Origin of the sequence: Methylocystis sp. SB2 (genome assembly GCF_049817085.1) — a bacterium.
Classification (GTDB): Bacteria; Pseudomonadota; Alphaproteobacteria; order Rhizobiales; family Beijerinckiaceae; genus Methylocystis; species Methylocystis rosea.
In genome coordinates this window covers 322146-333555 of the sequence record NZ_CP187401.1, presented here as the reverse complement: position 1 = coordinate 333555, position 11410 = coordinate 322146, and the positions used below count along the sequence as shown (strand labels likewise).

10 protein-coding genes and 1 riboswitch are annotated in these 11410 nt (G+C 62.2%); of the genes, 3 read left to right on the top strand and 7 right to left on the bottom strand.

Going from position 1 to position 11410, the window contains the following annotated elements:
• Positions 1-131: 131 nt before the first annotated feature.
• Together ACPS74_RS01735 and ACPS74_RS01730 are read right to left on the bottom strand one after the other, a co-directional pair.
• Complete coding sequence (locus tag ACPS74_RS01735) at positions 132-530, bottom strand: cytochrome c-554 (protein ID WP_029648845.1); 399 nt, start codon at positions 528-530, stop codon at positions 132-134.
• 204 nt (positions 531-734) lie between these two features.
• Positions 735-1358 (bottom strand): alpha-ketoglutarate-dependent dioxygenase AlkB, encoded by a 624-nt coding sequence (locus ACPS74_RS01730; RefSeq protein WP_029648844.1) that lies wholly within the window; start codon positions 1356-1358, stop codon positions 735-737.
• A gap of 256 nt (positions 1359-1614) precedes the next feature.
• Here ACPS74_RS01730 and ACPS74_RS01725 point away from each other — a divergent pair, with 256 nt between their 5' ends.
• Positions 1615-3222, top strand: a complete 1608-nt coding sequence (locus ACPS74_RS01725) for an ATP-binding protein (RefSeq protein ID WP_244471400.1) — start codon at positions 1615-1617, stop codon at positions 3220-3222.
• A gap of 200 nt (positions 3223-3422) precedes the next feature.
• Here the strand turns inward: ACPS74_RS01725 and ACPS74_RS01720 are convergent, their stop codons facing one another.
• From ACPS74_RS01720 to mog, 3 genes are all read right to left on the bottom strand, one after another.
• Positions 3423-4046, bottom strand: coding sequence for a 2,3-bisphosphoglycerate-dependent phosphoglycerate mutase (locus tag ACPS74_RS01720; RefSeq protein ID WP_018408349.1), 624 nt, complete (start codon positions 4044-4046; stop codon positions 3423-3425).
• Between the two features lie 15 nt (positions 4047-4061).
• Entirely contained in the window at positions 4062-4868 is an 807-nt protein-coding gene (dapB, locus tag ACPS74_RS01715; protein WP_029648842.1) for a 4-hydroxy-tetrahydrodipicolinate reductase, read from the bottom strand.
• A 137-nt stretch (positions 4869-5005) separates the two neighbouring features.
• Positions 5006-5551, bottom strand: a complete 546-nt coding sequence (gene mog / locus ACPS74_RS01710; protein ID WP_029648841.1) for a molybdopterin adenylyltransferase — start codon at positions 5549-5551, stop codon at positions 5006-5008.
• A 342-nt stretch (positions 5552-5893) separates the two neighbouring features.
• On the opposite strand from mog, the gene ACPS74_RS01705 reads away from it, so the two are divergent.
• Positions 5894-6319 carry a septal ring lytic transglycosylase RlpA family protein gene (locus ACPS74_RS01705; protein ID WP_029648840.1) on the top strand — a complete coding sequence of 142 codons (426 nt, stop codon included), beginning with the start codon at positions 5894-5896 and terminating at the stop codon, positions 6317-6319.
• A gap of 47 nt (positions 6320-6366) precedes the next feature.
• On the opposite strand, the gene thiC is transcribed toward ACPS74_RS01705, so the two are convergent.
• Positions 6367-8193, bottom strand: coding sequence for a phosphomethylpyrimidine synthase ThiC (thiC, locus tag ACPS74_RS01700; protein WP_029648839.1), 1827 nt, complete (start codon positions 8191-8193; stop codon positions 6367-6369).
• Between the two features lie 99 nt (positions 8194-8292).
• Positions 8293-8386: riboswitch (TPP riboswitch) on the bottom strand.
• Positions 8387-8775: 389 nt separating this feature from the next.
• On the opposite strand from thiC, the gene ACPS74_RS01695 reads away from it, so the two are divergent.
• A complete protein-coding gene (locus ACPS74_RS01695; RefSeq protein ID WP_029648838.1) occupies positions 8776-10164 on the top strand; it encodes an OmpP1/FadL family transporter in 1389 nt (462 codons plus the stop codon).
• 87 nt (positions 10165-10251) lie between these two features.
• On the opposite strand, the gene ACPS74_RS01690 is transcribed toward ACPS74_RS01695, so the two are convergent.
• A complete protein-coding gene (locus ACPS74_RS01690; protein WP_029648837.1) occupies positions 10252-11388 on the bottom strand; it encodes an Mrp/NBP35 family ATP-binding protein in 1137 nt (378 codons plus the stop codon).
• Positions 11389-11410: the final 22 nt, after the last annotated feature.

The window sequence follows — 11410 nt, the reverse complement described above, 5'->3', positions numbered from 1 at the left end:
TGACTGTTGTATTTTCCACACACCCTGAACCTTGCGTATCGCGCCTGATTCGCCTCCTTATGCGAGAGCGCAACAAAAAAGGCGGCCCTGAGAACAGGACCGCCAGAAACGTCACGTCAGATGATGCGCGCTTACTTTTTCTTGCCGTCGGGGCCGAACTGAACGAGATAGGCCCACACGTTTTCCTGGTCCGCATCGTTGGGCAGGCCCTGGAAGATCATCTTGGTGCCAGGGATCTTGGCCTTGGGATTCTTGATGAACTCCTTGAAGCTGGCCTCATCCCAGACGATGCCGGAATTCTTGTCAGCCTCGGAATAGTTGTAGCCCTCGACGGAGCCCGCCTTGCGGCCGTCGATGCCGTTGAGCTGCGGCGCGACGGCGTTCTTGGCGGTTTCACCGACCTGATGGCAGGCTTTGCACTTCGCGAAGATTTTTTCGCCCGCAGCTGGATCGCCAGCGGCGAGAGCCTGGCCGGCGGATGCGGCGAAAGCGACGCTCGCGGCGAACGTCAGCAGGGAAATTGTCTTCATCCTTGTTCCTTTCCTCTTCCCGGCGTTCGCGTCGCGCCCGCCCTTTTTAAAAATGCGCCCGGCCAAATGTTGGCGCCTCGCCGACGCTCTTTAGACCGGTTAGAAACTACAACGAAGCCGGCGTTCAAGACAACTACGCCGGAGGTTAGGTTTACTTCTTGGGACATTATCCCGAAAGCGGTGAACGCCCGCTGAACCCGAGGCTTAAGTCACGCGCCGAAGCGTCAGATTGACGCGCGCGCCAAGCGCCGCGAGCGCTGGCGGCATAGGCGCCCCGATCGTCGGCAATATCCTGTCGACGCCGTGGTAGCGCATTCTGGCGGGTCCGGAGAGGACGAGCGCGTCTCCGGACGATAGCGTCAGGGCGATCGCGCGATCGCCGCGCCGCGTTCCGCCAAGCTTAAAGCGGCAGTCGGCACCAAGCGACAAAGAGAGAATCGGCGCGTCGAAATCGGCTTCATCCCTATCCTGGTGGGGGCCCATGCGCGCCGTTGCGTCATAGACATTCACCAGACAGGCTTCAGGCGGCTTGTGGTAATGCGCGAGTTCGTTCCACAATTCGAGAAGCCTTTGCGGCATCGCCGGCCAGGGATTCCCGGTCTGGGGATGGCGCGGCTCGTAGCGGTAGCCCCGTTCCTTATCGCTGACCCAGCCGAGCGCGCCGCAATTCGTCGTTCGCACCGACATTGGAGCGCCGGTCTTCGGCATGGTCGAGACATAGAGCGGCGCGGCGGCGATGACCTTTGCGATCTGTTCAGCCAGGGCCGCCTGCGCCGCAGCGTCGAGAAAGCTCGGATAATGGAACGCGCCGGGCGCGATTTCAGACATGAAGCGAGATGTGGCGCCGAACGGGCGTTTCGTCTATCCGGCGCTATGGCTGAAACGCCTCGCGCACGGCTGAACCAATCTGCAGCGCATTGTGGGTGAGCAGCATTTCGACCGAAATGTTGCTGGGCGCCGCAGCGACAACGATCGTGCTAGAAGATTAAGCGAGATCTTTCATGTGAGGCAAAGGCACAGGCGACACTAAAGCGTTCGCGCAAAGCAACGCTGAAGGCTTCGTCCGTCACGCGCCCAGCTCTCAATGCTTCTGCAATTCTTTTCTGGAGCTGGTTACATGCTATCTGCACTGAGCGAGTGGCTTTTTGACACCTCTGGCCTGTCGCCGCATGGATACTGCTTGCTATGGGAACCGGGACTGATCTGGCTCTATGCGGTTTCCGACGCCACTATCGCGCTGGCGTATTTCTCCATCCCCCTGACGCTCGTGATTGTGGGAAAGCGGAGGAGCGATCTCATATTTCGGCCGCTGTTAGGGCTATTTGCCGCGTTCATCCTGCTGTGCGGCATGACGCATTTGTTCGATCTTTTCACCCTCTGGGCCCCGCTCTACGGCTTGCAGGGGCTCGTCAAAGCGGCAACTGCGATCGCCTCCGTAGCGACGGCGGTCGCATTATGGTGGGCTATGCCGAATTTCCTCGCCCTTCCTTCCATGGAGCAGCTACGTCACGCTAACGCTGCGCTGCTCGCGAGCGAGGAGCAGCTGGCCCAGGCGCAAAAAATGGAAGCGCTCGGCCAATTGACCGGCGGCATCGCGCACGACTTCAATAATGTGCTTCAAGTCATCGTCGCTTCCCTTAATGTGATCGAACGCCAGATTGCACTTGGGCGCGCGAACGCGATTGACGGCCCCCTGGCGGCGATACGGAAAGCGTCGACGACCGCCTCCAGCCTCACCAACCGCATGCTGGCCTTCTCGCGTCGACAGACGTTGTTGCCGCGGGAGATCGACCCCAACAAGCTCGTGGCAGGCATAGAGGAAATGCTGCGCCGAACGTTGGGGCCCGAAATCCATCTGGATCTACGCTTGGGCTGCCGCTGGAGCGTGAGCTGCGATCCCTCCCAGCTCGAGAGCGTCTTGTTGAATCTCGCAATCAACGCGCGGGACGCCATGCCGCAAGGCGGCGCGCTCAGGATCGCGACCGCCGATCGGACGTTAGCGCGCGATTCTTCCGATCCCGATGTGGAGCCAGGAGACTATGTTGAGATCGAGGTGACGGATAGCGGCGTGGGGATGAGTCATGATCTGCTCAGCCGCGTTTTCGAACCGTTTTTTTCAACAAAGCCCACGGGACAGGGGACGGGTTTGGGCCTGTCGCAGGTTTACGGCTTCGTCAAACAATCTGGCGGGCACGTGCGAATCGAAAGCGCCCCTGGCGAGGGGACCAGAGCGCGAATTTATCTGCCGGGACACGCGCCGCTTCCATCCCCAGCCGCCAAAGACCAGCCGCCGACCGGGGCAAAATTCGATTCCCCCCGCGCTACGCATCAAGGAAAAACCCTGGTCGTCGAGGATCAAGAGGAGGTGCGCTCTCTAATTGTCGGCGCCCTCGCTGAAATGGGCTACGATACAATTGAAGCCTGTGATGGGACGGCAGGATTGAAAATAATAGAGTCAGGCGCGCCGTTGGACCTCTTGATCAGCGATGTTGGCCTCCCCGGGTTGGGCGGACTTCAATTGGCTGACGCCGCCCGAGCCGCGCACCCTCATCTGCCGATCCTGCTTATTACCGGATACGCGGGCAAATCGACGGAGACATTACAACTGGCCCCGAATATGGAGCTCTTGCGCAAGCCGTTCACGCTCGATGAATTGGCCGAGAGGGTTCAGGCGATGTTCAAAGGGACCTGAGTGACCCGACTTGCGACGCCGTCCACACGCCGCTGAGTCATCGGTGAGTTCCTCGATTACATTGAAATTCGCAAACCACAACGCGCTTCCGCCAACATCACGCGTCGCGCGAAGAGCTGATTCTGACCTTGTTGCAGCGGCACGCCTTCGCGCACCGTCCCGTCGCGCTGCATGAGATTGACGCTTCCGCCGCGCCGACGCTAAGCCAACACCGTCTTCGACGCCACCGTCGAATCGGCGTTGAGCTGATAGATGATCGGAACGCCGGTCGTGAGTTCGAGGGTCGTTACGCTCTCGGGCGTCATCTGTTCCAGCACCATGCAGAGCGCGCGCAGCGAATTGCCATGCGCGGCGACCAGCGCCCGTTCGCCGCGCATCACCGGCGGCAGAATGCGCTGGACATAGAAGGGCACGACCCGCGCGACGGTGTCCTTCAGGCTCTCGCCGCCGGGGGGCGGCACGTCATATGAGCGTCGCCAAAGATGCACCTGCTCTTCGCCCCATTTGTCGCGCGCCTCGTCCTTGTTGAGCCCGGAAAGATCGCCGTAATGGCGCTCGTTCAACGCGCGATCCTTGATGGTCGGGACGTTCGTCTGGCCCAGCTCCTCAAAAATGAGATCGATCGTGTGTTGCGCGCGCAGCAAAGCGGAAGTGAAGCCGACGCTGAACAGAATGTCCCGCTTCTTCAGCTCGCGGCCAGCGCGGCGCGCCTCTTCAATGCCGAGCGGCGTCAAATCGGGGTTTTTCCAACCAGTGAAAAGGTTTTTGGCGTTCCACTCGCTTTGACCGTGGCGAACCAGAACGAGAGTGCGATTCATGCTCATAAACTCTCGTCGATATCAGGCGCCGGTAAGGCCAAGCACGTCAGCCATGGAGTAGAGCCCCGGGGCCTTCTCGCGGGTCCATAGCGCCGCGGCCAGGGCGCCGCGGGCGAACACGCCCCGATCCTCGGCGCGGTGCGAGAATTCGATGCGCTCGCCGGCTCCGGCGAAGACGACCGTGTGATCGCCGACGACCGTGCCGCCGCGCAGGCTCGCAAATCCGATCTCGCCGATCCGCCGCGGACCTGTCAAACCATCGCGCCCACGCGCGCTGTTCTCGCCGAGATCGATTCCGCGACCGTGCGCGACCGCCTCGCCGAGCAGCAGCGCCGTTCCTGATGGCGCATCGACCTTGAGGCGGTGATGCATTTCGACGATCTCGGCGTCCCAAGCCGGTCCAAGCGCGCGCGCCGCGCGTTCGACCAGCACGGCGAGGAGATTGACGCCGAGGCTCATATTGCCGGAACGCACGATCGCCGTTTCGCGCGCACATTCGGCGATGGCGGCCAGATCTTCCTGAGACAGTCCGGTCGTGCCGATAATATGCGCCACCCGCGCGCGCGCCGCCGCCCGAGCCAATTCCACGCTGGTGCTCGGGGTCGAAAAGTCGACGATCGCGTCAGCGTCGCCGAGGGCGGCGCCGACGTCACTCGTGATCGGCACGCCGTTCGGCGCGCCGCCGCCGCTGTCGGCGCCGAGCGCCGGAGAGCCGGGACGCTCCAAAGCGGCAGTCAATCGGACGCCCAAAGTATCGGGTATGATCTGGGTCAGCATCCGGCCCATGCGGCCCGCCGCGCCGACTACCACCAAACGCAGTTCGTTCATGTTCAGTCGCCCCCGCCTCCCGCAGCTTAGCGGCTTCGATTCGGTTTTCGTGACGCGCCATTTTCCTATACAGGCGAGGCGCCGCGATGAGAAGCGCGCAGCTTGAGTCCGCCGTCACAGGCTGCCCGAACGGGCGGTTATTTGGGTTTGGGACGGACGCTTTTGACGCGCGCCGGATCGGTCTCGACATAGGCCGCGCCGATGAGATCGAGGCAGTACGGCACCGCGGGCATGACGGCGTCGAGACAGAGTTCGATCGCCCTTGGCTTGCCCGGAAGATTGATCACCAGACATTTGCCGCGATGGGCGGCCAATTGTCGCGACAGGATCGCCGTTGGCGTCTGCGCCAGGGAGACCTGTCGCATCAGCTCGCCAAAGCCGGGCAGTTCGCGCGGGCAGGCAGCGAGCGTCGCCTCGGGCGTCAGATCGCGGGGGCTCGGGCCTGTGCCGCCGGTGGTGACGATGAGGTCGCAGCCGACAGTATCGGCCAAGTCGATAAGCGTATCGCGCACGCTTTCAAGCCCATCGGGGATGATCCGCCTCTCGATGCGGAAGGGCGTCGTCAACGCGGCGCGTAAATAGGCCTCGATCGCCGGACCGCTCTCATCTTCATAGACGCCGGCGCTGGCGCGATCTGAAGCGGTGACGACGCCGATGATCGCGGCGCGCTTTTCGTCTGTCATTGGCGAGTCTCCCCGGCGCGCATGTTTGCCGCCTCTGCTCGCTCTTGTCACTCCCCGTCGCCGCAGCGCTTAAGCCAGTTTAGACTGCACAATTGTTACGCAAAAAGCAATATGTAAAAGTCATTTAGCGCCAGTAAATTGAATACATTGGCACGCTGTCGAGAATAATTGGCACAGACAGGAGCATATAAGCCTGGCTATTGGCGACACATATTTTGCCACAATTCACAATTAACTAATTTGTCTTCGCCTCCATTCAGACGGATGGAAACTGTGCGCTTGACGAAGCCAACGCGCTCGTCAGCATCCCTCACGCATTGTGCGTAAACGGAGCAATCCTGAATGAATCGTATCTGTGGCGTACTGACGATCCTTGCACTGACGACGGCGCCGGCTCTGGCGCATCACCATCACGCCTCACGCCATGACTTGCATCATGCTTCGCATCACGCGGAGGCTTCGCAGGGCTTCACCGCCAACGCGTCATTCTACGGCGGCGGCCCGCGCCGCTACGAACCCAACAGCCACACCGCCAATGGCGAACTGTTCAACATGTGGGACATGACCGCGGCGCACCGGAGCCTGCCGATGGGCACGCGTCTGCGCCTGACCTACGCCGGGCGTTCGGTGGTCGTGCGCATCAATGACCGCGGACCGGCGGTCTGGACGGGGCGCAGCCTCGACGTCTCGCGCGGCGCGGCGACCCAGCTCGGCCTCATCGAACGCGGCACCGGACAAGTGCGCGTCGAAGTCATCGGAAAGAGCTAAGCAATCTAAAGCGCCCGGCTTCGGCCGGGCGTTTTCGCCTTACGGGCCTACTTCGCCTCGACGTATATGCTGGCGCCCTTTTCCAAAAATTCCGCGCTCTTTTCGGCCATGCCCTTCTGGCGTTCGATCTCTTTCGCCTCCTCGCGCAGATCGCGAGTGATCTGCATCGAGCAGAATTTCGGTCCGCACATCGAGCAGAAATGCGCGACCTTATGCGCCTCTTTCGGCAACGTTGCGTCGTGGAATTCGCGCGCCGTGTCGGGATCGAGTCCGATCTCGAACTGATCCTCCCAGCGGAAGTCGAAACGCGCGCGGCTCATCGCGTCGTCACGTTCGCGCGCCGCCGGATGGCCCTTGGCGAGATCGGCGGCATGCGCCGCGATGCGATAGGTGATGACGCCGGTCTTGACGTCGTCGCGATCCGGCAGGCCGAGGTGCTCTTTCGGCGTGACGTAACAGAGCATCGACGTGCCGAACCAACCGATCATCGCGGCGCCGATGCCTGACGTGATGTGATCGTAGCCCGGCGCAATGTCGGTGACGAGCGGCCCGAGCGTATAGAACGGCGCCTCGCCGCAGACTTTGAGCTGCTTGTCCATATTGGCTTTGATCTTGTGCATCGGCACATGGCCGGGGCCTTCGATCATCACCTGACAGCCCTTGTCCCAGGCGATCTTCGTCAATTCGCCAAGCGTCTCCAGCTCCGCGAATTGCGCCGCGTCATTGGCGTCGGCGTTGCAGCCGGGGCGCAGACCGTCGCCGAGCGAGAAGGACACGTCATATTTGCGCATGATGTCGCAAATCTCGTCGAAGCGCTCGTAGAGGAAGCTCTCCTTGTGCTTCGACAGGCACCAGCGCGCCATGATCGAGCCGCCGCGCGAGACGATGCCGGTGACGCGATTGGCGGTCAGCGGCACATAGGCGAGGCGCACGCCGGCGTGGATGGTGAAATAATCGACCCCCTGCTCCGCCTGCTCGATCAGCGTGTCTTTGAAAACTTCCCAGTCGAGCTTCAGCGCGTCGCCGCCGACCTTTTCCAGCGCCTGATAGATCGGCACGGTGCCGATCGGCACGGAGGCGTTGCGGATGATCCAGTCGCGGATATTGTGAATGTTGCGGCCGGTGGAGAGGTCCATCACCGTGTCGGCGCCCCAGCGGATCGCCCACACCATCTTTTCGACCTCATCCGCAACGGAAGAGGTGACGGCCGAGTTGCCGATGTTGGCGTTGACCTTCACCAGGAAATTGCGGCCGATGATGACCGGCTCGAGCTCCGGGTGATTGACATTCGCCGGAATGATGGCGCGGCCGCGCGCGACTTCCGCGCGCACGAATTCCGGCGTGACGAATTCGGGAATGGCGGCGCCAAAGCTCTCGCCGTCGGCGATACGTTCCTTCGCGACATCGAGCGCGCGCTCGCGGCAGAGATTCTCGCGATGCGCGACATAGATCATCTCCTCCGTGACGATCCCGGCGCGAGCGAATTCGAACTGAGTGACGGGGCAGGCCCCGGCCGCTCGATGAAGCCTACGCTCCGCCGGGCAAGGCGGCACCAGACGTTCGCCTTCAGCGAAGCCATTGTCTTCGGGCTTGATTCCACGTCCCTGGTAGGTTTCGAGACCTGTGCGCGTCGCGAGCCAGGGACGCGCCGAGGGCAATCCCGCCGAAAGATCGGGCGTGAAGGATGCGCAGGTATAGGGACCTGACGGATCATAGACCCGGAGCGGCGGCTCGCCCGAAGACGGGTCCAACGGGATCTCGCGGCAAGGCACGCGAATGTCGTCGCGGCCCTTGGGCGAGGAATAGACCTTGCGCGACTTTCCGATCGGCCCGGTGGTGACGCTCGCCGGCATGCGCTTGTCGTGGACGTTCATGATCGCGCTCCTTCATCACGCTTCTTCAAGGGAAGCGGACGCTGAGTCAGGAAGACGAAGGAGGGATGCGCTATCGTAGCGTCGACGCGGGCGCGCCGTTCGCTCTTTCGCTGGCCTTCCCTACGCCGGCATGACCCGGATCAGGTTCGACGGGTGCTTCTCAGCCGCGCTAGCGGCGCCCCTCGCCATTATGGAAAAATTACCGCGTTCCCGCGCGTGTCGCAAGTTTCGCGCGGCGTACCGGCAAATAGCGTCTGACCCCGCTGAGCCTAGACGCTGACGATTTAGAATTTCCAGGCCTATGGAAGCCTGGAGCGGCGATTGAATACGGGCCAACGCGCGGTCGAAGCCCCATCCCGCCATTTGGCGACTCCCCCCGTGTCCGACGCGACGTGAAAAAAGCGCTTGTGTTGCAAAGACGTAACAGGCGGACGAAATCTGTGCATGTGAAGCGATAATTACGCCGCAAGATCGACGTGTCTGCTAAATTGTAAAGCAACGTGAACATGCGTCGGTTCGGCGCGACGGCGAAGACAGCCCGTCGCCCGAACTGAGGGACATTGCGCTCGGGACTCGCCCCCAATGAAAAACATTGTTTCACGCGCCTTCCTGTTCACATTGACCATCTCAGCGCTCGCGCCGTCCGTCTCGTTTGGCGCCGACGGCTATTTCCTGACAGGCTATGGTCCGCGTCAGAGAGCCTTGGGCGGCGCCGGCGCCGCCGACTCGCGAGACGCGATGGCCATGTCGATCAACCCGGCTGGCATTGTCGGACTGGAACGGATGTTTCAAGTCGGACTCGGCGTAAGCCTGCCCGAGCGCGGCTATTCGACCGTTGGGCAACCGGTGGTCCTTGCGCCTGGCGACGTACGGAGCGGTCGACCCATCTTTCCGGTGCCAAACGGCGCCTATGTCCAGCCGATCGACGCAGAGTCTGCTTGGGGCCTCGCCACCTACGGCAACGGCGGCCTCAACACCACCTATGACATTGGGCACTTCAAGCCGCCGGTCAAAGCAGGCCCGGGAGGCATTATCACTGTCGCTCCGACGTTTGGCGGCGTGCTCGGCGGCGGCGCGGCCGGGCTCGACCTCCAGCAGTCCTTTATTAGCGCCACCTACGCCAGAAAATTCGGTTCGTTCAGCGTGGGCGTCTCACCCACTTTGGCGATCCAGATGTTCAACGCGCAAGGGCTGAAAATTCTCTCTCCCTACTCCTCCAACATGTACAACTTTACCGACATGGCCTACGATTGGTCAGCCGGAGGGGGCGTGCGCGTGGGTTTCGAGTGGCGCGCGACAAATGAGCTGCGCATTGGACTTGCCGGCGCGACGCCGATGTTCATGTCCAGATTTCTGAAATACAGAGGGCTTATCGCGGACCAAGGCAGTTTCGACATTCCGGCGAACGTGACCGCGGGCGTCGCTTATGACGTGCTGCCCAATCTTACGCTGATGGCTGACTGGAGACACATCTTTTACTCCGCGACGACCACCGGAAATTCGAGCTTTCCGATTTGGTTCGGGTCCTTCGGCTCATCCGGCGGCCTTGGCTTTGATTGGCGCGACACGGACTCAGCCTCGTTGGGCGCCGAATGGCGGGCCACGCCAAAGCTGACCTTGCGTGCTGGCTACCACTACTCAACCATTCCGATTAGAGACCGCGCCGCCACGCTTGCGGCGCTGGCGCCAGCCGTCGCCGCTCACTCCATCACCGGCGGCTTTGGCTATCAGTTGACGAAAAATTCGTCGATCGACTTCGCGGCCATTTACGACTTCAAAAATTCGGTCAGCTACGCCGAAAACATTCCCTTTGTCGGCAGGGCGTTCTCTCCCGCGATTCCACTGAACGTTCCTCCCCACTACAACCCAAACGCCACAATCACCGCCTGGGGTCGCGCCTCTCAGTTCACGGTCGGCTACAATTACAAATGGGATGCAGGCGACACTTCCTGGATTCCTAGTCATTTCTGAAACATAGCGCTCCCTGACGGCCGGGGTTGATCGGCCCGCCTGGCGCGCCTCCCTAAAAGGAGGCGCGATTTTTTTATGCGTCTTCCCTCAGCCGACGACGATCTTTGGCGCAGCGCGCCGCTTCTGCGTTTCGAGCAGCGTTTTCACCTTCGCCGCGAGATTGAGGTAGACGGCGGCCTGCGGGCTGTCGGGCTCAGCGCCCACGACCGGATTCCCGGCGTCCGAGGTCTGACGGATTTTGATGTCGAGCGGCGCCTCGCCAAGAAAAGGCACGCCCATCTGTTCGGCGTCGTGGCGCGCGCCGCCATGCGCGAAAATTTCCGAGCGCCCGCCGCAGTGGGGGCACAGGAAGTAGCTCATATTTTCAATGACGCCGAGGATCGGCGCCTCGACTTTCTGGAACATCGACACGGCGCGCCGCGCGTCGATCAAAGCCAGGTCCTGCGGCGTCGAGACGATCACCGCGCCGGCGAGCGGGACCTGCTGCGCGATGGTGAGCTGAACGTCGCCGGTGCCGGGCGGCATGTCGATGACCAGCGCGTCGAGTTCTCCCCAAGCGACTTCGCCGAGCATCTGCGAAATCGCCTGCGACACCATCGGGCCGCGCCAGACCATCGGCACGTTCTCGTCGACAAGAAAACCCATCGACATGATCTTCACGCCATAGGCTTCGAGCGGCGTGAGTTTGCCGCCTTCGACCTTGGGTTTGTCCGTCAAGCCGAAAAGCCGCGGCATCGAGGGGCCATAGACGTCCGCGTCGAGCAGGCCGACGCGCCAACCCTGAGCGGCGAGGCCGAGCGCCAGATTGGCCGACGTCGTCGACTTGCCGACGCCGCCCTTGCCCGAGGCGACGGCGATGATGAAGCGGATTTTTTCGAGCGCCGGAATTCCGGTTTTTTGCTGAGGCGGCGGCGCGCCGGGCCCATGCGCATGGGCATGGGCATGAGCTTGCGCTTGAGCCCGAGGCGGCGGCGCCTCCGGGCGCGAGGCCCGTTCAGCCGTCAAGGTCACGATCGCCTGCTCGATGCCCGGGGCCGCCTTGATCGCGCGCTCGGCAGCGACTCGCGCCGCCTCCCAGGCCTGCGTCTGGCTCGGATCGCCGGCCAGAGAAACGAAGGCTTTGGCGCCCGACAGATTGACGCCGCTTACCGCGCCGGCGAGCGGAGCGCCGCCCGGGCCGTAGAGTCCCTCCAGAGACTTCAAAATGTCAGCTTCCGTCGCCACGCGCCCGCTCCTTGCCTGTTTA

What these genes read in the sequence shown, in the direction of transcription:
- ACPS74_RS01735 (WP_029648845.1), bottom strand. Translation starts at nt 530, where the DNA reads ATGAAGACAATTTCCCTGCTGACGTTCGCCGCGAGCGTCGCTTTCGCC.
- ACPS74_RS01730 (WP_029648844.1), bottom strand. Translation starts at nt 1,358, where the DNA reads ATGTCTGAAATCGCGCCCGGCGCGTTCCATTATCCGAGCTTTCTCGAC.
- ACPS74_RS01725 (WP_244471400.1), top strand. Translation starts at nt 1,615, where the DNA reads ATGCTTCTGCAATTCTTTTCTGGAGCTGGTTACATGCTATCTGCACTG.
- ACPS74_RS01720 (WP_018408349.1), bottom strand. Translation starts at nt 4,046, where the DNA reads ATGAGCATGAATCGCACTCTCGTTCTGGTTCGCCACGGTCAAAGCGAG.
- dapB (WP_029648842.1), bottom strand. Translation starts at nt 4,868, where the DNA reads ATGAACGAACTGCGTTTGGTGGTAGTCGGCGCGGCGGGCCGCATGGGC.
- mog (WP_029648841.1), bottom strand. Translation starts at nt 5,551, where the DNA reads ATGACAGACGAAAAGCGCGCCGCGATCATCGGCGTCGTCACCGCTTCA.
- ACPS74_RS01705 (WP_029648840.1), top strand. Translation starts at nt 5,894, where the DNA reads ATGAATCGTATCTGTGGCGTACTGACGATCCTTGCACTGACGACGGCG.
- thiC (WP_029648839.1), bottom strand. Translation starts at nt 8,193, where the DNA reads ATGAACGTCCACGACAAGCGCATGCCGGCGAGCGTCACCACCGGGCCG.
- ACPS74_RS01695 (WP_029648838.1), top strand. Translation starts at nt 8,776, where the DNA reads ATGAAAAACATTGTTTCACGCGCCTTCCTGTTCACATTGACCATCTCA.